This window comes from Streptomyces sp. KMM 9044, from assembly GCF_024701375.2.
Classification (GTDB): Bacteria; Actinomycetota; Actinomycetes; order Streptomycetales; family Streptomycetaceae; genus Streptomyces.
Window position 1 is genome coordinate 1,355,763 of record NZ_CP113910.1, and the last position, 21,084, is coordinate 1,376,846.

The following is a 21,084-nucleotide window of genomic DNA, read 5'->3' on the forward strand; positions in this document are numbered from 1 at the left end:
CGCGGGATCGTAGGCGTCCGGGCCGGGGTGCTGGCCGGCGGCTGCTCGTCCGGGACGGCCGGGGACGCACCACCGACCGGGCCCACGGTCTCCACGACGAGCGGTGCGCCCCCCGGCGCACCCGCCTCCCCGAGCGTCTCCGCCACCCCGTTCGACGCCGTCCCCGGCAGCCTGCCTCGGAACACGGCAGCGTCCGCCGCTGTGCCCGTCCCGGTGTTTTCCCCGGAGCGTGGACACGACCGGCGACTCACACCGGCCACGTGACCAGCGGCACCAAAATGGTGGCTCCTCACCGGGTACGCAGCCCGAGGGCAGGTTCCACGCAGTTGGCGGGGTTCAGCTCTTGGCTGCCGGGAGGGTGACCTCGAAGCGGCAGCCGCCGGTGACGTTGCGGACGGTGGCGGTGCCCCGGTGGGCCTCCACGAGACCGCGGACGATGGCGAGGCCGAGGCCCGCGCCGGCGGGCGGGGTGCGGGCGTGGGTGCCGCGCCAGCCGGTGTCGAAGACGCGGGGCAGGTCCTCGTCGGGGATGCCGCCGCAGCCGTCCGTCACGGAGAGGACCACTCCGTCGGCAAAGCGTTCGGCCGCGACGGCGACGGTGCCATCCGCCGGGGTCCGGCGGATCGCGTTGACCAGCAGGTTGCCCAGGACGCGGCTCATCTCCCGGCCGTCCACCTCCACGGGCACCGGCTCGACCCGGGCGCCGACGAGCCGTACGCCGTGCTCGCGGGCGAGCGGGTCCGCGCCGGCGAGGGCGTCGCCGACCAGGTCGTACAGGGACATCCGGGAGAAGGACAGGGTGAGGGTGCCCGCGTGGATGCGGGAGAGTTCGAAGAGGTCGCCGACCATGCCGTTGAGGCGTTCCACCTCGGTGCGGATCTGGCGGAGGTAGCGGTCGGGTTCGGCGGCGACGCCGTCCTCCAGGGCCTCGGCCATCGCACGGAGGCCGGCGAGCGGGGTGCGCAGGTCGTGGGAGATCCAGGCGACGAGTTCCCTGCGGGAGGACTCCAGCGCACGCTCGCGGTTCCGGGACTCGGCGAGCTTGTCGCTGGTGGCCTGCAGTTCTCTGCCGACCGCGGCGAGTTCGGCGATGGCCGGACCTTCGGGGGCGGCGAAGTCCCCGCCGTCGCCGAAGGAACGGGCGGCGAGCGCCAGGTCCCGGCTGCGGGCGACGACCCAGCGTCCGAGCAGCAGCGCGGTCGCCATGGAGACCACGGCGGCCATCGCGACGACGGTCGTCACCACGGTCAGGTCGTGCGCCGAGAGGAACATCGCCTGTGCGACGGCCAGCGTGCCCGCGAGCATCGCGGTGACCGCGACGGCCACGACCACCGCGAGATGCGCGGTGAGCGTCCGCCGCCGGATCAGCAGCAGGACGCACGCGCCGAGCGCCCCGGCCGCGGCGGCGCCGAGGAAGGCGAACAGGGCGATGAGCAGCATGTCGCGCACGCTCACTCCTCCCCGCTCGCGGGGTCGAAGCGGTAGCCGACGCCCCACACCGTCTGGATGAGGCGGGGCCGTGCCGGATCGTCCTCGACCTTGCCCCGCAGCCGCCTCACGTGCACGGTGACGGTGGACAGGTCGCCGAAGTCCCAGCCCCACACCTCGCGCATCAGCTCCTCCCGTGCGTAGGCCCGCCCGGGGTTGCGCAGCAGGAACGCGAGGAGGTCGAACTCGCGTATGGTCAAAGCCATTTCGGCACCGTGCTTGGTGGCGCGGCGGGCGACTGGGTCGACCCGGAGCCCGGCGGCGCGCAGGACGCCGGGTGCGGGGGCTGCGGCGGGGCGGGCACGGCGCAGTACGGACTCGACGCGCAGCACCAGCTCGCGGGGGCTGAAGGGTTTGGTCACGTAGTCGTCGGCGCCGACCTCCAGGCCGAGGATGCGGTCGTCCTCGTCGCCGCGCGCGGTGAGCATGATGACCGGCACGGGCCCTTGGCCGCGCATCCGGCGGCACACCTCCAGGCCGTCCATGCCGGGCAGCATCAGGTCGAGCACGATGAGGTCCGGCCAGTGGTCCGCCGCCCTGGCGAGCGCGTCGGGGCCGTCGCCGGCCCGGTCGACGACGTATCCGGCGCGGTCCAGGTAGCCCGTGACGATCTCGGCGACGGTGGGGTCGTCGTCCACGACGAGGACCCGGGCTCCGGTCTCCGCGGGTGACTGCTGCTGCTCCATGCGGCCAGCCTCGCACTACGCGCGCGCGTCCGGGGCGGCCGGCCGCCGACGTCCGTGTTTCGTAAGGAGCCGGTGTCCGGTATGTCGGGTTCACGTTCGTAGGGTGAAGGCTGTGACCACCTCCCCCTCCCCCTTCTCCTTCTCCTTCCCCTTCTCCTTCCCCTTCTCCTTCCCCTCCGCTCCGTCGCCGGCGAGTGTGGACGTCGTCCTCCCCTGTCTGGACGAGGCCGAGGCCCTGCCATGGGTGCTGGAGCGCGTCCCGCCCGGCTGGCGCGCGCTCGTCGTGGACAACGGTTCGACGGACGGCTCGGACCGGATCGCCCGCGAGCTCGGCGCGAGCGTCGTCCGCGAGGAGCGGCGGGGCTTCGGAGCCGCCTGCCACGCGGGGCTGACCGCGGCCACCGCAGACATCGTGTGCTTCTGCGACTGCGACGCCTCCCTGCATCCGGCCGACCTGGTCCCGTTCGTGCGGGAGATCCGGGCCGGAAAGGCCGACCTGGTGCTCGGCAGGCGCCGGCCGCAGGCCCGCGGCGCCTGGCCGGCCCACGCCCGTGCGGGCAATCTCGCGCTCGCCCGGCTGCTGCGCCGCCGCACCGGACTGCGGCTGCGCGACCTCGGTCCGCTGCGCGCGGCCCGGCGCACGGATCTGCTCGGCCTCGGTCTGACCGACCGGCGCAGCGGCTATCCGCTCGAGATGGTGGTGCGGGCCGCCGACGCGGGCTGGAGGGTCACCGAGCACGACGTTCCGTACCTGCCCCGCTCCGGCGCGTCCAAGGTGACCGGCACCTGGCGCGGCACGTTCCAGGCGGTACGGGACATGAGCCGGGTCCTGCGCGAGGCACCGGAGCGTACGGGGGTGGCCTCATGAACACGGCTCCCCCGGCGCCCGGCCCCGTGACCCTGCTCGTCATCGCGAAGGAACCCCGCCCCGGCCGGGTCAAGACCCGGCTGACCCCGCCGTTCACGCCCGAGGAGGCGGCGGGGCTCGCCGAGGCCGCGCTGGCGGACACCCTGGGCGTGGTGGCGCGCACCCCCGCACGGCGGCGGGTCCTGGTGCTGGACGGCTCCCCGGGCCCGTGGCTGCCGGCCGGCGTCGAGGTCGTGGCACAGTGCTCGGGCGGCCTCGACGAACGGCTGGCCGCCGCCTTCGCTCAGTGCGACGGCCCCGCCCTCCTCATCGGCATGGACACGCCCCAGGTGACGCCGGAACTGCTGACGGTGGACTTCGCGGACTGCGACGCGTACTTCGGTCCCGCCGAGGACGGCGGCTTCTGGGCGCTGGGCCTGGCCGTGCCCGACCCGGCGCTGCTGCGCGGGGTCCCCATGTCGACCCCGGACACGGGTGCCGCGCAGCGGCGGCGGCTCGCGCATCTGCGGGTGCGGGAGTTGCCGCGGCTGCGGGACGTGGACACGGCGTACGACGCCGAGGTGGTCGCCGGCGCGGCACCGGGCGGACGGTTCGCCGCCCGGCTGACACGGCTGACGGCGACGCACCGGTGAGCGCGGTACGGGCGGCGGCAGCCGCACGCATGGCGCGTCGGCGTACGCCCGACCGGCGGGCGTCCTCCCCGGAACACTCCTGGTCCGCCGACCCCTACTCCGACGCCCTGCGCACCGGCCGGGGGCCGCTGTTCCTGCGCCGTACGGACGGGTGGCTGCTGCCGCTGGACGTCGAGCGGTGGTGCGCGGCGGCCGACGCCGCCGACCTGGACGTGCTCGCGCGCTGCGAGGGCACGGTGCTGGACGTGGGCTGCGGACCCGGGCGCCTGGTCGCGGCGCTGAGCGCCCAGGGCAGGAGGAGCCTGGGTATCGACGTCAGCGAGGCCGCGGTGGCGCGGACCGTCCGCTGCGGCGGGCAGGCGCTGCGCCGTTCCGTCTTCGACCCGTTGCCCGGCACCGGCCGCTGGGGCACCGCCCTGCTTGTGGACGGCAACATCGGCATCGGCGGCGATCCACCCGCCCTGCTCGCACGGATGGTCCAACTACTGCTTCCCGGGGGCCTGTTGATCGTCGAGACGGCATCACACCCGGACATCGACGAACGCACCCTGGTTCAGGTCACCGACGCGCACGGCAGCCCCGGCCCGGCCTTCCCCTGGGCCCGCCTCGGCACTCCGGCCCTCCTGCGGCACGCGGGCCGCGCGGGCTGGCACACCGACGACCAGTGGTCGACGGGCGAGCGCCGCTTCGTCGCGCTGCGCACCGCCGGGCCGGCCCGGCCCGCGCGCTGATCCTCGTACGGAAAGTACGGAGAAGCCCGTACGGACAAGGGCGGGCGACCGGGGTTCGACACCTCGCCGCCCGTCCTTGCCCTGCCCGGCCCCCTCTGTCAGCCGTCGGCGGACGGTGGTGGGGCCCCGTCCGCCACCGGCTCACGCCGCCGGCGACGTACCGGCCGGTGTCCCCGCCTGCGCGCCCGCACCACGAACAGGACCGCCGAACCGCCGAACAGGACGGCCGTGAGCATCAGCCAGCGGGTCGCGTAGCCGTCGGCGGACAGCCCCGTGGCGCCGGCGTAGCGCTCCGACACTCTGCCGGTGATCAGCGGGAACCACACGAGCAGCAGCAGGCCCGACAGGGCGGCCGGCACCCGCGCGTAGTTCACCCGCTCCCGGTGCCGGCCGGCGCTCCTCACCAGCAGGCGGTCGGCCGTCGCGTACAACGGCAGCAGCACCAGGTCGTGGAGCACGGCCGCACCCACGAACCACAGGGAGATCAGGAGCCGGTCGCCGTCGAGCAGCCGCACCCCCGCATACCCGCACAGGGCGAACGAGCAGAACAGCAGGAGGAGTTGGGGAGGCCGGCCGAGTACCGCCCGGAGCCGTGCCGTTGACCGCCTGGACCGCGTGGACCGCTTGGATCGAGTGAACCGTGTCACCGGACGGCGCTCCTCACAGGTCGCCGAAGGTCAGCCGGGCGACCCACTTGGTGGTGAGCACGCCGGGCGCGCCGGGGACGATGACGCGCGCCGGGTGGCCGTGGTCGGGGGACAGCTCCTCGCCGTTGACGGACAGGGCCAGCAGGGAGCGCGGGTCGGCGACCTGGTTGGCGCGCAGTGCGGCGCGCCGGAAGGCGCCACGGCGCTGCAGCGACTCCACGAACACGTCGACCGGGCCGTCGTGGCCGACGAGCGCGGCGAGGTCCCGCAGCCGTACACCCCGCCACCACTGGTCCGAGGTGGACCAGCCCTCCACGCAGGCGATGGGCAGTGCCGCGCTGTGCTGCGGCAGGGCGAGCAGGCCGGCGCGGTCCAGCCGGACGACGGTGCCGGTACGCCCGGCGAGCTCCAGCCTCCAGGTGTCCTCGCTCGTCTCGGCCGGGCGGATACCGGCGTACGCGGCCGTCTTGTTGATCTGGAAGGCGTTCGGTCCGGTGCCGGGTTCGGGACCGCCGTGCGGGGTGAGGACGGCGCTTTGGCGCAGCGGCCCGTCGAAGCTGCGTCCGGCGGAGGTGGCGAACAGCAGCAGCGAACCGCCGCCGACCAGCCCCAGCGCCCCGCGCCGCGAGACGGTCGGCGGATCCGGCTCGGGAGCCGCCAGGTCGTCGGTGCCGTCGGTGCCGTCCCCCTCGCTCTTCCGTTCCTCCCGCATCTGCCGCAGATTGCGCAGTGCCGGCGGTGTCTTCAGCACCGCGTGGACGACGAACGCGCCGAAGAACACCCAGGCACCGTAGAAGTGCAGCGCGTAGAAGGAGCCGGGGAAGAGGTAGTCGAGCTGGACGTTGAGGATGCCCGTGACGAACTCGAACAGCGCGCCGCCGACGAGGAGGAGCAGCGAGACCCGCTCCAGGGCGTGGGTGACCGAGCGGGCCGGCGGGAGGGTGAACAGTCTGGGCACCACCGACCACAGCTTGGCCAGCAGCACCGGGACGAGGGCGAGCCCGAGCGTGACGTGGACGCCCTGGGTGAACCGGTAGAGCCAGGGCGGGTCGGTCGGCCAGGAGAAGAGGTAGAAACCGAGGATTCCCTTGCCGGGGGTCTTGTCGTTCACCGGTGACAGGTTCGGGTTGTACGCGGCGTACGACAGGAGTCCCGTCAGGAACAGGACCGTGACGCCCACGAGGAGTACCAGTCCGAGCACCGAGGTGAACCGGGCGCCGCGCACCGGGCTGCGCCAGAAGCCCGGCGAGAACGGGCCACGCGGGATGCCGCCGCGCCGCGGAGCGGCGGGGCGGCCGGCGGGGAGAGAGAACCGTGATGACCGTGCCATGCCCCGACCGTAGATCCGGAGCACCCCCGGAGAGGGTCCGCGAACGATGACGAAACCCTGACGTCCCCGCTCGTCGGCCGCCCGGTGGAGGCCGTCCGGCCTAGCGTGACGGCGTGACCCGCGATCTTCCTCCCCCCGGTCCCCCGGCCGCCCGGCCCCCCGCCCCTCCCTCCGACCGGCGCGGCACCGTCCGTGATCTCGCCGCGGTCGCGGCGGCCACGCTGCTCGTCCTGGCCGCCGTGCTGGTCGGCGACTTCATCCAGCACCGCGACGGCACGCTGCGCGTCGGCCGGCCGCCGCTGCTGGCGCAGTGGGCGCCGCACGCCGGTCCCGGTACGCCGGCCGCGCTGCTCGTGGCGGCGGCCGTGGTGGTGTACGGCCCGTCCCTGGCGGCCCGCCTGTCCTGGCGGCCGCTGCTGCTCACGGTGTGGGGGGCGTCGCTGGCCTGGACGTGGTCGCTCGCCCTCGTCGACGGCTGGTTCCGGGGTGTCGCCGAGCAGCTGACGACACAGCACGAGTACCTGCGGGTCATCCACCGCTTCCAGGACATCCCCGCCGCACTGCGCGGCTTCGGCGGGCACATCCTGCTCGACGCCCCGGACAACTGGCCCGCCCATGTCGCCGGGCATCCCCCGGGCGCGACCCTCACCTTCGTCCTGCTCGACCGGATCGGTCTGGGCGGCGGAGGCTGGGCCGGCGCCTTCTGCATCACCGTCGGCACCACGGCGGCGGTGGCGGTCCTGGCCGCCGTGCGCACGCTCGCCGAGGAGTCCCTGGCCCGTCGTGCCGCACCGTTCCTGGTGCTCGCCCCGGCCGCGGTGTGGGTGGGCACGTCCGCCGACGGCTACTTCACAGCCGTCGCCGCCTGGGCCGTCGCCCTGCTCGCCCTCGCTGTGACGGGGCACCGGCCGGCCTGGACGGGCCTGGGATCGGGGCTGCTGTTCGGACTGAGCGTGTACCTGTCATACGGGCTGACGCTGTTCGCGGTGATCGGGGCGGCGGTGCTGCTGCTGGGCGAGTGGCGCCGGCTGCCCCGGCTCCTGCTCCCGCTGGTCGGCGGGTTCCTGGTCGTCCCGGTGGTGTTCGCCGTGCTGGGCTTCGACTGGTGGGAGGCGTACCGGCTGCTGGTGACCCGCTACCACCAGGGATCGGGCGGGGTGCGGCCCTACGGGTACTGGATCTGGGCGAACCTCGCCTGCACGGTGCTGATCGTCGGGCCCGCGACGGTGGCCGGACTGCGCCGGTGCGGGAGTGGCCTGCCGGCCCGGTGGCGGCCCGCCCCGCTCACCGGCGGCCCGGTCCGCCGTCTCGCCCTGCTGGTGCTGTCGGCGCTGCTCGCGCTGCTGATCGCCGACCTGTCCGGGATGAGCAAGGCGGAGACGGAACGCATCTGGCTGCCGTTCGTGTTCTGGCTGCTCCCCGCCGGCGCCCTGCTGCCCGCCCCGCGCGCCTGGCTCGCCGGTCAGGCGGTCCTCGCCCTGCTCCTCAACCACCTGCTGCGCACCGGATGGTAGGGCGGGGCGCCCGAGAACCGCAAAGGGGCCGCCGGGGATCCCCGGCGGCCCCTTTGCCCCAGCGCGATGTGCCGTGCGCGGATCAGCTCTCCGTCGGCTGCAGCTTCAGCGAGACGCTGTTGATGCAGTACCGCTGGTCCGTGGGCGTCGCATACCCCTCGCCCTCGAACACGTGCCCGAGGTGCGAGCCGCAGCGGGAGCAGCGCACCTCGGTGCGCGCCATGCCGTGCGACCTGTCCTCGACCAGTTCGACCGCGTCGGAGTCCCGCGGGTCGTAGAACGAGGGCCAGCCGCAGTGCGACTCGAACTTGGTCCCCGAGGTGAACAGTTCGGCACCGCAGGCGCGGCACGCGTAGACACCCTCGGTCTTGGTGTCGGTGTACTCACCGGTGAAGGCCGGCTCCGTGGCCGCCTGGCGCAGAACGGCGTACTCGGACGGTGACAGCTCCGCGCGCCACTGCTCGTCCGGCTTCTCCACGTCGTACGACATGAGTCTCCAGCCCTTCCACTCCTCCGTCGGCGTTCTCGCCCCGACGTTCTTACCTCGACAAACGGTCCAGGATCAACGGGCCGAGGTCGGTGACATCGCCCGCTCCCATGGTGAGAACCAGATCACCGGGCTTCGCCATTCCCGCGAGGGTCTCCGGGATCTCCGTCCTGTCGTGCACCGGCGTCACGTCCGCGCCCGCCGTCCGCGCCGCGTCGATGATCAGCCCGCTCGTGACGCCGGGGATCGGGTCCTCGCGGGCCGGGTAGATGTCGAGGACGACCGAGGAGTCGGCCAGTGCCAGGGCCTGGCCCATCTCCTTGCCCAGCTCCCGGGTGCGGGAGAAGAGGTGGGGCTGGAAGACGACCAGGATGCGGGCGTCGCCCGCGGCGGCGCGCATCGCCTCCAGGTCGGCGGTCATCTCGGTCGGGTGGTGCGCGTAGGAGTCGATGACCTGGACGCCCGCCGCCTCGCCCTTGAGCTGGAGACGCCGGTTCACCCCGGTGTACGCGGCCAGCGCCGGGGCCAGTTCGGTGGCCGGGATGCCGAGCGCGACGCCCGCGGCGAGCGCGGCCACCGCGTTGTGCGCGTAGTGGCGGCCCGGGACGGACACCGTGAAGGTGAGCGGGGTGCCCTCGAACTCGACGGTCACCTCGCTCTTCAGTCCCTGCGGTACGACCGACGTGACCCGTACGTCGGCGTCCGCCGCCTCGCCGTACGTCACGGTCCGGACCGAGCCGTCCAGCCGCCGGGTCAGCTCCCGCGCGCCCTCGTGGTCCGACGAGATCACCAGCGTGCCGCCGGGCACGATCCGGCCGACGAACGTCTCGAAGGACTCGTGGATCTCCTCCATGGACGCGTAGTTGGCGTGGTGGTCCAGCTCCACGTTGAGGATGATCGCGACCTCGGGCGCGTACCTGTGGAAGCTGCGGTCGGACTCGTCCGCCTCGGCGACGAAGATCTCGCCGTCGCCGTGCAGCGCGTTGGAACCGGGCACGTCCAGGTCGCCGCCGATGGCGTACGAGGGCCGGCGGCCCAGCTCGGTCAGGGAGACGGCCAGCATCGAGGTGGTCGTGGTCTTGCCGTGGGTACCGGCCACCGCGATCGGGCGCAGGCCGTCCATGAGCGCGGCCAGCGCGTCGGAGCGGTGGACCACGGGCACGCCCAGTTCGGCCGCGCGGACCAGTTCCGGGTTGTCCTCGCGGATCGCCGACGACACGACCACGCAGCTCGCGTCGTCGGCCAGGTGCCCGGCGGCGTGCCCGATGTGCACGGTGGCACCCAGCGCGCGCAGCGCCTCGGCGGTGGCGGACTCCCTGGCGTCGCTGCCGGCCACCTCGGCGCCGCGCTGCGCGAGGATCTTCGCGAGGCCCGACATCCCGGCGCCGCCGATGCCGATGAAGTGCGGTCGGTCCATGGCGGTAGGAAGGCCGGGTGCCATACGTGTCTCTCCCCAGTGGTGACGGGTGTCTTCGCGCCCTCGCGGGAAGGCGCCGCCCCAGCCTATGCCTTGCTGTGCGAGAACAGTTTCAGCACCGGCACCCCCACCTTGTGCCGGGCCCGGGAGGCCCAGTCGCGGTGGAAGAACTCCTCCACGTAGTGCGGGTCCGTGAGCACGATCACCTCGTCCGCCCCCGCCTCCTCGACCATCGTTCTCAGCGCGGCCAGGGGGTGGTCCCCGATCAGCCGGCCCTCGGCCCCGTGACCGGCGGCGCGCAGGGCCTGCAGGGACACCTCCAGAGCCCGCTCCCCCATGGTCTTGGCCTCGTCGCCCTCGGGGGTCTCCCCCTCGCGGACGGCGTCGTCGAGCTCGCCGAGGGCCACGTCGTCGATGGCCCGGAGCAGCCGGTCGGCCTGCTCTCCGCGCGGCTGGAGCAGCACCTGGAATGTGACCGCCTCGTCGCCGTGCAAGGTGGTGACGAACTCCACGTCGGCGGACGTCAGGGCCTTCTCGATCATCAGTACGCTTGTGAACACCAGGCGCCCCTTCTCATCGGAGGGCCATGGGCCCTCTCTCCCCGTGGGCCGAGCCGGGCCCTGCGGAAACCATCCTGCCCCGTGTTCGCACGGGCACTGCCGGATTCAGTCTGCCCGCCGCGGCACCAAGCGGAACAGAACATTCCGCCGATTACCGGACCAGCGGTAATCGGCGAACGCGCTTTTGGATCCTCCTGGGCGCTCCCGGACACCGCCGGAGGGTTCGGTTCTGCCCGGTCCGCTCAGGACCGGGCGTACCGCGTGAACAGGAAACCGTCCTCCTCCAACATCGTCTTCAGCGTGAAACGACGCGGAAGTGTCACAGCGGGTCCACCGGTGATGCGCTGAGCGTCGCCCGCGGTGAGCATCGGGGCGACGGTCAGGCAGAGTTCGTCCAGCACGCCGGCCGCCACCAGCTGCCCCAGCAGCCGCGGACCGCCCTCGGTCAGCAGCCGGGTGTGCCCCAGGGCCGCGAGTTCCCGGACCGCCCGTGCCGGGTCCGCGCCGGCGCCCTCCCCGGCGGTCACGACCCGGGCCCCGGCCGCCCCGGCGGCGGCGACCCGGTCCGGGGGCGCGGCGGCGCCGGTGAGCACCAGGGTGGGCACCAGCGGGGAGGTGAACAGCGGCAAGGAGAAGTCCAGGTCCAGGCTCGCGGACACGACCGCGATCGCCGCCGCCGGCCCCTGCCCGGCGGCCTCCCGCGCCGCCGCGAACCCGGCACGCGCGCGTGCCGGGCGGTAGCCCTCCTGCCGAATCGTTTCCGCACCGACGAGCACGACGTCCGCGAGGGCCCGCAGTGTGCCGAAGACACGCATGTCGGCCGGGCTGGAGATGGGTTGTGAGCGGCCCTCGTGCTGGGCGGCACCGTCGAGCGTCGACACCATGTTGGCCCTCAGCCACGGCTGCCGGACCCCACCGGGCTCCGGCTCCGGGTAGGCGTACGCGGCGGCCAGTTGGGCCAGGCTCCACTCCCGGCCGCCGCCGTCCTGCGCGGCTCCCGCGCCGTCGCCGGACGTACCGGCGCTCGCCGCGGGAACTGCTGTTTCGTCGGTCACGGGGAACAGGCGTCGCATGAACCGCAGTCTTCCATGCCCCGTAGTATGAGTAAGCGTGTCTTCCTCCCCCTCATCCCGGCCCGGTGTCGCAGCCGAAGCGGCCCCGCTGTCCCTGTGCGCCCGTGAGCCGCGTGTCCCCGCGGACCGGCTCGTCGCCGAGATGGTGCCCCCGCCGCGGTTCGACGCGGTCCGCTTCGACACGTACATACCGGACCCGGGCCGGCCCAGCCAGACCGAGGCCGTGCGCGTCCTCGAGGGCTTCGCGGCGGGTCTCGGCAAAGCCCCCGCCGGCGGTTCCGGCAGGCGCGGGCTGTTCGGCTTCGGGAAGGCCGCGAAGACCGTCCCGGCCGGCCCCCGCGGCGTCTACCTCGACGGCGGGTACGGCGTCGGCAAGACCCACCTGCTGGCCTCCCTCTGGCACGCCACCCCGGCCGAGCCCGCACTGAAGGCGTTCGGCACCTTCGTGGAGCTGACCAACCTGGTCGGCGCCCTCGGCTTCCAGCAGACGGTGAAGACCCTCTCCGGCCACCGGCTCCTGTGCATCGACGAGTTCGAGCTGGACGACCCCGGCGACACCGTGCTCGTCTCCACCCTGCTCGGCAGGCTGGTCGAGGCGGGCGTCGCGCTCGCCGCCACCTCCAACACGCTGCCGGGCAGGCTCGGCGAGGGCCGGTTCGCCTCGGCCGACTTCCTGCGTGAGATCCAGGGCCTGTCGGCCCACTTCCGCGCCCTGCGCATCGACGGCGAGGACTACCGTCACCGCGGCCTGCCGAAGGTCCCGCCGCCGTACACCGACGAGCTGGTGACCAGGACGGCCCACGTCACCGAGGGCGCCTCCCTGGACGGCTTCGCGGACCTGCTGGACCACCTCGCGAAGGTGCACCCCAGCCGGTACGGCGCCCTGACCGACTCACTCGCCGCCGTGTGCCTCACCGGCGTGGGACCTGTGCCGGACCAGTCGACGGCACTGCGGCTGGTCGTCCTCGCCGACCGGCTCTACGACCGCGAGGTGCCCGTACTCGCCTCGGGACTGCCGTTCGACGAGCTGTTCAGCGAGGAGATGCTGCAGGGCGGCTACCGCAAGAAGTACTTCCGGGCCGTCTCCCGCCTCACCGCCCTGGCCCGGGACGCCGGCCGGCTCACGGGACCCTCCCAGCCGTCGCCCCGCCCACCGGATGCGTCACCTCACCCATGACCTCGGCCGGAGCAACGGGCATACCGTGGCAGAATTGACCGTAAGCGTCTGAAGCAGGCCTCTGACGGGAGGTCGTCATGGTCGAGGAACTGCTCACCGCGGCCGCCGTCACCGGTGCCGCGGGCGTCGCCTATCTCGCCGCGGCGGCGCGGGTCGTCAGGCAGTACGAGCGGGGCGTGGTCTTCCGCCTCGGCCGGCTGCAGGATGAGGCGCGCCGGCCCGGGTTCACGGTGATCGTGCCCTTCGTGGACCGGCTGCACAAGGTGAATCTGCAGATCGTCACGATGCCGGTGCCCGCGCAGGAGGGCATCACCCGGGACAACGTGACCGTGCGGGTCGACGCGGTCGTCTACTTCAAGGTCGTGAACGCCCCCGCGGCACTCGTGAACGTGGAGGACTACCGGTTCGCGGTGTCCCAGATGGCGCAGACGTCGCTGCGTTCGATCATCGGCAAGAGCGACCTCGACGACCTGCTGTCCAACCGCGAGAAACTGAACCAGGGCCTGGAGCTGATGATCGACAGCCCGGCGGTCGGCTGGGGCGTGCAGATCGACCGGGTCGAGATCAAGGACGTCTCGCTGCCCGACACCATGAAGCGGTCCATGGCGCGCCAGGCGGAGGCCGACCGCGAGCGTCGGGCCCGGGTCATCAACGCCGACGCCGAACTCCAGGCGTCCAGGAAGCTCGCCGAAGCGGCCCAGCAGATGGCGGACACGCCCTCCGCGCTGCAGTTGCGGCTGCTCCAGACCATCGTGGCGGTCGCGGCCGAGAAGAACTCCACGCTGGTACTGCCCTTCCCGGTGGAACTGCTGCGCTTCCTGGAACGGGCGGCCCAGAATCCGGTGCGGCAGGAACGCGCCCTGGAGGAGCCCGGCCCGCCGGCCGACCGGCGGGGGAACGGCGGCGGAGAGGGAGCGACGGAGGAGGAGAGGGACAGGGACGAAGGCGCGGCCAGGGCCCCGGACTTCGGACGCCTGGCCCCGGACACAGGCCGCAGGGCCGCCCCCGGCCCCAGTACCCACCCCGACCCCGCCGCCGGCCCCGGACACATGACACGCGAGCGCCCCCGGACCGACGCGTGACACGTGCTCCGCGCGTGGTTCCCGTGACTCACGGCAGGTGATAGACACGGCGGGACCACAGTTCCTGTCCGCCAGCAGGAAGGTTCCCCCCATGTCAGAAACAGGCACGCCGGAAACAGGGTCCGCCACCGGATTCCTGCCCTCGACACGGCGTCGGCTGCTCGCCCGTTCCGGCGCTCTGGGCATCGGCATCACGTTCTCCGGCGCCCTCTCCGAGCTCTTCACCCCCGCTGCCGCCGCCGCGCGGCACCTCGGTCATCACGGCTACGGCCTCCTCGTCCCCGACCCCGACGGGCTGCTCGACCTACCGAAAGGTTTCCGCTACCGGGTGCTGTCCCGCGAGGGCGACCCCCTGCGCTCCGGCGAGGGGCCGGTCCCCTCCAACCATGACGGCATGGCCGCCTTCGCGGGCGGGCACGGCCGGATCCACCTGGTCCGCAACCACGAGAACCGTGCCGACGGCAGAATCCCGGTCCCGGTGACCGAGGGCCTGACCTACGACCCTCAGGGCAGGGGCGGCTGTACGTCGCTGACCCTGGACTCCCGCGGCCGGGTGCTCTCGGAGCGGGTCGCGATCGCCGGTACGGCCGTCAACTGCGCGGGCGGGCCGACGCCCTGGGACACCTGGCTGACCTGTGAGGAGACCGAGGACAGCGCAGGCACCAACGGCTATACCAAGGACCACGGCTACGTCTTCGAGGTCGACGGCGCCGACCCGCACCGCACGGGCGCCGTACCGCTGACCGCGATGGGCCGCTTCCAGCACGAGGCGATCGCGGTCGACCCGGAGCGGGGCGTCGTCTACGAGACGGAGGACGCCTTCGAACGGCCTTTCGGCCTCTTCTACCGGTTCCTGCCCGACAAACCGCTGGGCGGCACCGGCTCGCTGCGCGCGGGCGGCCGGCTCCAGGCGATGCGGGTGCCGGGCGTGCCGGACCTGTCCTCGGCCCAGGAGACGGGCGCCCGGTTCGACGGCGTCGAGTGGGTGGACGTACCGGATCCGCTGGCCGCCGAAACGCCCATCCGTCTCCAGGACTTCGGCACCGGCGGCGTCACGCACGCACAGAAGCTGGAGGGCTGTTACTGGGGCGGTCGGTCGGTGTACTTCGTGTCGTCCTTCGCCCGCAGTGCGGAAGGATCGGCCGGCGACCACTACGGGCAGATCTGGCGCTACGACCCGGACCGGCGCCGCCTGACGCTGGTGATCGTCTTCGGGCCGGACACCGACGTGCAGCTCCCCGGTGAGTCACCGGACAACATCTGCCTCGCCCCCGGCGGCGGCCTGATGGTCTGCGAGGACGGCGGCGGCGCGCAGCACGTCTACGGCGTGACCCGGCGCGGCGAGGTGTACGCACTGGCCCGCAACCGGCAGAACAGAGGCACTTCGCAGGACCCGGACTGGGGCGAGTTCGCCGGGGTCGCCTTCTCCCCGGACGGCCGGACGATGTACGTCAACTGCTACGACCCCGGGACGACGTTCGCGGTCACGGGCCCCTGGCTGCGGTGACGGCACGGGGCCGGCCGGGACAGTCCGCCCCGGCCGGCCCCCACGGTCCGTACGCGGCTCAGGCAGCCGCCAGCAGGCCGTCCATCTGCCCGATCGACTCGCGCAGCCCGTCGACCATGCCCATATCGGCCAGCTGCTCCATCTGCTCGCGGGTGTCGAAGACCGAGCGCAGTTCCATCCTGGTCCCGCCCTCGCGCTCGCTGAGCGTCATCCGTACCGCCGTGGTCGGCATCCCTGCGTTCGGCCTGCCGTCCTGGTCGGAGAAGCCGTCGGTGAACTCCAGGGACGTGGGAGGCGTCACCGTCGCGATCCGCCACCAGCCGCCGAACTTCTCACCCTCCGGGCCGGTCATGAAGTACGTGACCTCCCCGCCCGGGGTGAGGTCGTGCTCCTCCACCGTCGCCGGGTAGGCCTGCGGCCCCCACCAGCGCTCCAGCTGCCGCGGGTCGGCCCACAGCTGCCACACCCTCTCGACCGGTGCGGTGAAGTCCGCGATCACGGTGAGGGTCAGCCGGTCGACATCCTTGTCCACGCTCGTGACGGTCATCGGTCCTGTCCTTCCGTCGTTTCCTTGCCGTCGCCCGACCTCGCTGCGGTTCCGGCGCCGCTCGCGGCCTCGGTCCCGGCTTCGTCCGCCAGTAGACCGGACATCCGGTCCACACGCGCCCGCCAGGCCGTCTCCAGCTCGTCGAGGGCCTGCCGTGCCCTGCCCACCGCGTCGGGGTCGGTCCGCACCAGTTGCTCCCGGCCGCGGCGCTGCTTGGTGACCAGACCGGTCCGCTCCAGCACCGTGACGTGTTTCTGCACCGCGGCGAAGCTCATCGGGTACGCCTCGGCCAGGCGTGACACGGACAGCTCACCCCGCACGCAACGACGGAGTATGTCGCGACGCGTCGCGTCGGCCAGGGCGTGGAACAGCCGGTCCACACTGTCGTCGGTCAAACTATCTACAACCATTTGATTGTAGATCAGCTCCGCACACCCCACGCCGCAAGCGGAGGCGGGAAACACCCCCAGGACTCGACCATGCGAGTGGCACCCCACCACACCCGTCGGCAAACGAGGGTCAATCGCCCGATACAGCCCATACGACCCATACAGTCATACGGTGATCACACCGGTACGCCGAGCGGCAGCCTTCTGCGTCCTCACCACCACGCTCGCCGCCCTCGCCGCCTGCGGCGCCCCCCGTCCCGCGCAGCTGCCACGCAGCGTCTCCTCCGCCACCAGCGCGACACCCCTCACGCACCCGCCCACCCTGGCTCCGGGACCGGCGGGCCTGACCCCGGTCTTCGAGAACGCCCCCCGGACCGGCGGGAAGACCGTCGCCCTCACCTTCGACGCCGACATGACCGCCGACCAGGGCCCTCGTGCGGCGGCGGGTGAGCGCTTCGACCATCCGCAGCTGATCTCCACCCTGCGCGCGCTGAAGGTGCCGTCCACCGTGTTCATGACGGGGCGCTGGGCCGAGGAGTACCCGGACCAGGCCCGTTCCATCGGGCGGGACCCGCTCTTCGAGGTCGCCAACCACTCGTACAGCCACTACGCGTTCACGGACGACTGCTACGGCCTGCCGACCGTCGACCGGGACCGGATGCGGGCGGACGTGGAGCGGGCGTACACGGCGTTCCGCGAGGTGGGGGTGGAGGACCCGATGCCGTACTTCCGCTTCCCCGGCGGCTGCTACGACCGCGAGGCGCTGAAGGCGCTCACCCCGGCCGGTGTCACCGCCGTGCAGTGGGACGTGGTCGGCGGCGACGCCTTCGCCACGGATGCCGCCGCGGTGGCCCGGCAGGTCCTGGACGGAGTGCACCCGGGCTCCGTGGTCGTCCTGCACTGCACCCGCAGCGCGGCCCCGGCGACCGAGCGGGCGGTACGGACGATCGTCCCGGAGCTGCGCCGCCAGGGCTACCGCTTCGTCAAGGTCTCCGACCTGCTCGCGACCGCGGGCGAACGAGGCTGACCCGGCCGGGAACACACCGTCCCGCGCTGGAGGCATGACCACCGACAGCAACGCCTGCCGCCCGGTCGACGCGACCCGGCCCCCGAGGCCGACGGGCCTCCGCACGCGGAGTGCGTGCGGTGCCGGGAACCGACGGAGTACCTGGAGTCGTACAAGGACATCACGATGTGCCCGGTGTGCATGGAGGTCCCCCCCTGTTCGAGCGAAGTCGAGAACTTGGGGGAGGCCGGAGGCCCAGCGCACAGCCTGCTCCGGCTGACGGGACGGGACCGCTGCGCGGCTTGGCAGACTGGCCCTGTGAACAGTGACCAGACCCACGACGGGCCCCGTGACCGGAATCCGGCTGCCGCGAGCCCTTTCCGCTCCGGCCCGGGCTCCCGCGACGAGGCCCCCCCGTTCGTGCTGCCCCTGGTGGCACGCATCGAGCGGTCGGCACCCCCGGCCCGTACGGACGCGCTGGAGACGGCGGCCCGCGCGGTGCTGACGATGCTGGCGGCCGAGCGGTCGGTGGGCGAGGGCGAGTGGGCGCAGGCGATGCGCGACTGGCAGGACGCCCGTATCCGCAAGGTGGTCCGCAGGGCCCGCGGCGCGGAGTGGCGCCGCGCGGAGTCCCTGCCCGGCATCACGGTCACCGGCAAGTCGGCGGAGGTCCGCGTCTTCCCGCCCGTGCCGCTGGACGGCTGGCCCAAGGACCTGGCCCGCCTCCAGGTCTCCGGCACCGACCTGGACGACCCGGAGCCCCCGCTCCCGGCGGACCCCGCGACCCCGGTCCTCTGGCTGAACCCCGGCCTCGGCATGTCGGCCGGCAAGGCCATGGCCCAGGCGGGCCACGCGGCCCAGCTGGCCTGGTGGAAGCTGACCGGCGAGGACCGCACCGCCTGGCGCGACGCCGGCTTCCCCCTCTCCGTCCGACCCGCCGACCCGTCCCACTGGACCGCTCTGACCACCAGCGGACTCCCCCTGGTCCGCGACGCGGGCTTCACGGAAGTCGCCCCGGGCTCCAGCACGGTGGTGGCGGACCACCCGTCCCTCCACTGAGACCTCCGCCCGGTGTCGGTGACGGCTGCGATGCTGGCCGCATGACTCCGTGGAACCTGCTCGACCTCGACAGCGCCCTGCGGGCCGCCTGGGCCGCCGACACCTGTTCACCCGACGACCTGGCCGACTGGCAGCCGGACAACCCCGCCCGGGGGCACTGCGACATCACGGCCCTGATCGTCAACGACGTCTTCGGCGGCGCTCTCGTGGTCGGCGAGGTGCACGCCGACGGGGCCCGGCACGGCTTCCACTGGTGGAACCGGCTGTCCAGCGGTGTGGAACTCGACCTGACCCGCGAGCAGTTCCAGCGCGGACAGACCGTCGTGGCCTCCCGTGTCGTCGTACGTCCTCCGGGCCCCCTGCCCCGCCGTTGGGAGGAGTACCTCCTGCTGCGCGAGCGCGTCGCCCGGCAGCTCGGCCGGCTCCCGGAACCGGCCTGAGCGGGCCGGTGCCGGCGAACAGCCGGTCGTTGGAGGCAAAGCTGCCGTTCCCCTCGCCTCGACGTCATGAGCGCCGCCACCGTCATCGCCCCGTCGGCCCCTCCCTCCCCCGGGAGACTGGAACGGCCATGATTCGGCCATGGCCGATACCACCTCGCCCGTATACCGGGCTCGCTACGGCTGGGACCTCAGGACCACGGGAGTCGTGGCCGTCTGCACCGTCTTCACCGCGCTTCTGCTGTTCCCCGACATGCCGCTGTACGCGCGCGTTCTGGGTCTGCCGCTCTTCGGTTCGGGCGGGCTGTTCATGGCGTACGTGGCGCTCAGCGGCAAGGTCGCGTTCCGGGTGGACGGGACGGGTGTACTGCTCGGCGGGAGCCCCGCCCGGTACAGGGCCACCACCGCCCATGTGCCGTGGGGCGACATCACCGGTGAGGTGCTCTGGCGGCAGGCCGCGGGCCACTCGTCCGTTCCCTCTGTCGGGGTCACCCGGCGGGAGGGCGCTCCGGCCCTGTCCGGTGACGGCCCGAAGGCCCGTGCCGTCCTGGAGCGTCTCGTGCCGGTTCCGGCCGATGCCGCGATGGCCTCCCGGGCGGTGACCGGGCGCCGCCTCGACCGGGAACGGCCGAGGGCCGCCGTGACCCACTTCGCGCCCGGCCTCCCCGTGCACGACCACCGCTAGTACACCTGCGTCCGGGGCGGGCCGAAACGGTGGGCCCGCCGCGCGTACTTCCCGGCACCCGCCCGGCGGCTCCTCCCCGAAGCTCAAATGTTGCTCTGAAGGTGGCCGTGACGCGGTTCGGGTGCGGGCTTCGGGGCCATACCCCCGTCACGTCCGAACGGACGGACGTCCGGCGGGGGCCGACAAGGTGGCCGGTGGAGGAGGGGGAGAGCGCATGGAGCGACTGGGGACGGGGATCGGGTGGCGGCCGGAGATCGCCGGGGACGTCGAGCGGATGCCGGGGATCGACTGGGTCGAGGTGGTGGCCGAGAACGTGTGTCCCGGGCATCTCCCCGGGTCACTGCTGCGGCTGCGCGAGCGCGGGGTGACCGTCGTACCGCACGGGGTCGCGCTCGGGCTCGGCGGGGCCGAGCGGCCGGACGCGGGACGGCTGGAGGCGCTGGCCGAGCGGGCCACGGCGCTCCGGTCGCCGCTGGTCACCGAGCACATCGCGTTCGTGCGGGCGGGCGGTCCGCTCAGCGTCTCCCCCCGGCTCGAGGCCGGTCACCTGCTGCCGGTGCCGCGCACCCGGGACGCGCTCGACGTGCTGTGCGAGAACGTCCGGATCGCCCAGGACTCCCTGCCCGTACCGCTCGCCGTGGAGAACATCGCGGCGCTGTTCTCCTGGCCCGGTGAGGAGATGTCCGAGGGCCAGTTCCTGTACGACCTGGCCGACCGCACCGGCGTACGGCTGCTCATCGACGTGGCCAATCTGCACACCAACCACGTCAACCGCGGCGAGGACCCCGCGAAGGCACTCGCCGAACTGCCCCTGGAGGCCATCGCGTACGTCCATGTCGCGGGCGGCGTCGAGCGGGACGGCGTCTGGCACGACAGCCACGCCCACCCCGTGCCCCGGCCGGTACTGGACATCCTCACCGACCTCGCCTCCCGGGTCTCCCCTCCCGGTGTGCTCCTGGAACGGGACGAGGACTTCCCCGAGCCGGGTGAGCTGGAGCGTGAGCTGGCCGCCGTTCGGGAGGCGGTGGAGAAGGGCGCGATCACGCGGAGCACAGCACAGGCGAAAAGCTCCGGCTCCGTGAGGGAAGCCGGCTCCTGCGAACCCGCGCGGCAGCGGGTCGCGCTCGCCCAGACGGCGGTGCTGTCCTCGCTGGTCGCCGGGACGCCCGTGCCCGAGGGATTCGACCGGGTGCGGATGGCCGTGCAGGCACGGGCGCTCGCCGCGAAGCGGGCGGACGTAGTCGCCAAGGTCGCTCCCGAGCTGCCGGTGATGCTCGGCGAGCGGTACCGGGCTGCCTTCCTCGCCCATGCCCGGAGGCGGCCGATGACCGGGGGCTACCGGCAGGACGCGCTGGACTTCGTCGAGCAGTTGCTGCTCGTCTCCGGGCAACGGGGGCGGCAGCAGGGGCAGTTGCCCCTGCGGGAGTTGCGGGAGTGGTGGCTGGAGCGGTCCGGGCCCGGGCCGCGGTCCCGTCGGCCCGCGGTGCGGCTGGCGCGCGCCACGCGGCGGGCGCTGCTGCGGCGTTGAGGCCGGGGCCACTCGGGCGGAACGTCACAGGCGGACAACACTCCGTCCGGATCGCGAACAGGGCGTGGTGCTTTCAGGACCGTGTCGACTCTGCTGCTCAATTCGGCGAGCGATCACGTGCCATGCTTTCAGGGCTCGGCCGCGCCCGGCCTGCCTGCATCTGCGACGCGCTCTGAAGGCCGTATCGGCACGGCGTCATCACGCCGGGTAATTGCGCAGCAGAGTCCGTGTCGT

22 protein-coding genes are annotated in these 21,084 nt (G+C 73.2%); 12 read left to right on the plus strand and 10 right to left on the minus strand.

Translation table 11 applies throughout. From position 1 onward, the window contains the following. Positions 1-336: 336 nt before the first annotated feature. Both HUV60_RS06085 and HUV60_RS06090 read right to left on the minus strand, forming a co-directional pair. Positions 337-1,449, minus strand: a complete 1,113-nt coding sequence (locus tag HUV60_RS06085; RefSeq protein WP_257853806.1) for a sensor histidine kinase — start codon at positions 1,447-1,449, stop codon at positions 337-339. Between the two features lie 2 nt (positions 1,450-1,451). After that, positions 1,452-2,174 carry a response regulator transcription factor gene (locus HUV60_RS06090; protein ID WP_257853807.1) on the minus strand — a complete coding sequence of 241 codons (723 nt, stop codon included), beginning with the start codon at positions 2,172-2,174 and terminating at the stop codon, positions 1,452-1,454. 103 nt (positions 2,175-2,277) lie between these two features. Between HUV60_RS06090 and HUV60_RS06095 the strand changes: the two genes are divergently transcribed. The 3 genes from HUV60_RS06095 to HUV60_RS06105 are packed head-to-tail and all read left to right on the plus strand — an operon-like array spanning position 2,278 to position 4,405. After that, the gene (locus tag HUV60_RS06095) at positions 2,278-3,042 is read left to right on the plus strand and encodes a glycosyltransferase family 2 protein (protein WP_443047224.1); all 765 of its coding nucleotides are present in this window, start codon (positions 2,278-2,280) and stop codon (positions 3,040-3,042) included. Continuing rightward, on the plus strand, positions 3,039-3,674 hold the full coding sequence (locus tag HUV60_RS06100) for a TIGR04282 family arsenosugar biosynthesis glycosyltransferase (protein ID WP_257853808.1): 636 nt from the start codon (positions 3,039-3,041) through the stop codon (positions 3,672-3,674). Before HUV60_RS06095 ends, HUV60_RS06100 begins: the two co-directional genes overlap by 4 nt. Continuing rightward, positions 3,671-4,405 carry a methyltransferase domain-containing protein gene (locus tag HUV60_RS06105; protein ID WP_443047225.1) on the plus strand — a complete coding sequence of 245 codons (735 nt, stop codon included), beginning with the start codon at positions 3,671-3,673 and terminating at the stop codon, positions 4,403-4,405. Before HUV60_RS06100 ends, HUV60_RS06105 begins: the two co-directional genes overlap by 4 nt. Positions 4,406-4,503: 98 nt before the next feature. On the opposite strand, the gene HUV60_RS06110 is transcribed toward HUV60_RS06105, so the two are convergent. Beyond that, on the minus strand, positions 4,504-5,052 hold the full coding sequence (locus HUV60_RS06110; protein WP_443047226.1) for a hypothetical protein: 549 nt from the start codon (positions 5,050-5,052) through the stop codon (positions 4,504-4,506). A gap of 13 nt (positions 5,053-5,065) precedes the next feature. Next, a complete protein-coding gene (locus HUV60_RS06115; protein WP_331461977.1) occupies positions 5,066-6,382 on the minus strand; it encodes a molybdopterin-dependent oxidoreductase in 1,317 nt (438 codons plus the stop codon). A gap of 113 nt (positions 6,383-6,495) precedes the next feature. Here HUV60_RS06115 and HUV60_RS06120 point away from each other — a divergent pair, with 113 nt between their 5' ends. After that, a complete protein-coding gene (locus HUV60_RS06120; RefSeq protein ID WP_443047227.1) occupies positions 6,496-7,896 on the plus strand; it encodes a hypothetical protein in 1,401 nt (466 codons plus the stop codon). Between the two features lie 82 nt (positions 7,897-7,978). Here HUV60_RS06120 and msrB read toward each other — a convergent pair whose 3' ends face one another. The 4 genes from msrB to HUV60_RS06140 all read right to left on the minus strand — a co-directional run bounded on the left by msrB (position 7,979) and on the right by HUV60_RS06140 (position 11,433). Further along, complete coding sequence (msrB, locus tag HUV60_RS06125; protein WP_257853810.1) at positions 7,979-8,386, minus strand: peptide-methionine (R)-S-oxide reductase MsrB; 408 nt, start codon at positions 8,384-8,386, stop codon at positions 7,979-7,981. A 49-nt stretch (positions 8,387-8,435) separates the two neighbouring features. Beyond that, positions 8,436-9,824 carry a UDP-N-acetylmuramate--L-alanine ligase gene (murC, locus tag HUV60_RS06130; RefSeq protein WP_257853813.1) on the minus strand — a complete coding sequence of 463 codons (1,389 nt, stop codon included), beginning with the start codon at positions 9,822-9,824 and terminating at the stop codon, positions 8,436-8,438. Between the two features lie 62 nt (positions 9,825-9,886). Next, positions 9,887-10,360: an indole-3-glycerol phosphate synthase gene (locus tag HUV60_RS06135; protein ID WP_257853814.1), complete on the minus strand. Its 474-nt coding sequence runs from the start codon at positions 10,358-10,360 to the stop codon at positions 9,887-9,889. Between the two features lie 242 nt (positions 10,361-10,602). Next, the gene (locus HUV60_RS06140; protein WP_257853815.1) at positions 10,603-11,433 is read right to left on the minus strand and encodes a pyrimidine reductase family protein; all 831 of its coding nucleotides are present in this window, start codon (positions 11,431-11,433) and stop codon (positions 10,603-10,605) included. 37 nt (positions 11,434-11,470) lie between these two features. On the opposite strand from HUV60_RS06140, the gene zapE reads away from it, so the two are divergent. The 3 genes from zapE (at position 11,471) to HUV60_RS06155 (ending at position 15,199) form a co-directional block, all read left to right on the plus strand. Then, a complete protein-coding gene (zapE, locus tag HUV60_RS06145; RefSeq protein WP_257853816.1) occupies positions 11,471-12,610 on the plus strand; it encodes a cell division protein ZapE in 1,140 nt (379 codons plus the stop codon). 77 nt (positions 12,611-12,687) lie between these two features. After that, positions 12,688-13,692: a slipin family protein gene (locus HUV60_RS06150; RefSeq protein WP_257853817.1), complete on the plus strand. Its 1,005-nt coding sequence runs from the start codon at positions 12,688-12,690 to the stop codon at positions 13,690-13,692. 91 nt (positions 13,693-13,783) lie between these two features. Next, positions 13,784-15,199 (plus strand): PhoX family protein, encoded by a 1,416-nt coding sequence (locus HUV60_RS06155; RefSeq protein ID WP_257853818.1) that lies wholly within the window; start codon positions 13,784-13,786, stop codon positions 15,197-15,199. A 58-nt stretch (positions 15,200-15,257) separates the two neighbouring features. On the opposite strand, the gene HUV60_RS06160 is transcribed toward HUV60_RS06155, so the two are convergent. Together HUV60_RS06160 and HUV60_RS06165 are read right to left on the minus strand one after the other, a co-directional pair. Continuing rightward, complete coding sequence (locus HUV60_RS06160) at positions 15,258-15,746, minus strand: SRPBCC family protein (RefSeq protein WP_257853819.1); 489 nt, start codon at positions 15,744-15,746, stop codon at positions 15,258-15,260. Next, entirely contained in the window at positions 15,743-16,156 is a 414-nt protein-coding gene (locus tag HUV60_RS06165; protein ID WP_257853821.1) for an ArsR/SmtB family transcription factor, read from the minus strand. The genes HUV60_RS06160 and HUV60_RS06165 overlap by 4 nt, the downstream gene beginning before the upstream one ends. Positions 16,157-16,307: 151 nt before the next feature. On the opposite strand from HUV60_RS06165, the gene HUV60_RS06170 reads away from it, so the two are divergent. The 5 genes from HUV60_RS06170 (at position 16,308) to HUV60_RS06190 (ending at position 20,850) form a co-directional block, all read left to right on the plus strand. Continuing rightward, positions 16,308-17,162: a polysaccharide deacetylase family protein gene (locus tag HUV60_RS06170; RefSeq protein WP_257853822.1), complete on the plus strand. Its 855-nt coding sequence runs from the start codon at positions 16,308-16,310 to the stop codon at positions 17,160-17,162. A 297-nt stretch (positions 17,163-17,459) separates the two neighbouring features. Continuing rightward, positions 17,460-18,200, plus strand: a complete 741-nt coding sequence (locus tag HUV60_RS06175) for an aminoacyl-tRNA hydrolase (protein WP_257853824.1) — start codon at positions 17,460-17,462, stop codon at positions 18,198-18,200. A gap of 41 nt (positions 18,201-18,241) precedes the next feature. Further along, positions 18,242-18,640 carry a YunG family protein gene (locus HUV60_RS06180; protein WP_257853826.1) on the plus strand — a complete coding sequence of 133 codons (399 nt, stop codon included), beginning with the start codon at positions 18,242-18,244 and terminating at the stop codon, positions 18,638-18,640. 139 nt (positions 18,641-18,779) lie between these two features. Beyond that, the gene (locus HUV60_RS06185) at positions 18,780-19,322 is read left to right on the plus strand and encodes a hypothetical protein (protein ID WP_257853827.1); all 543 of its coding nucleotides are present in this window, start codon (positions 18,780-18,782) and stop codon (positions 19,320-19,322) included. 214 nt (positions 19,323-19,536) lie between these two features. Continuing rightward, positions 19,537-20,850 (plus strand): DUF692 domain-containing protein, encoded by a 1,314-nt coding sequence (locus HUV60_RS06190; RefSeq protein WP_257853828.1) that lies wholly within the window; start codon positions 19,537-19,539, stop codon positions 20,848-20,850. Positions 20,851-21,084: the final 234 nt, after the last annotated feature.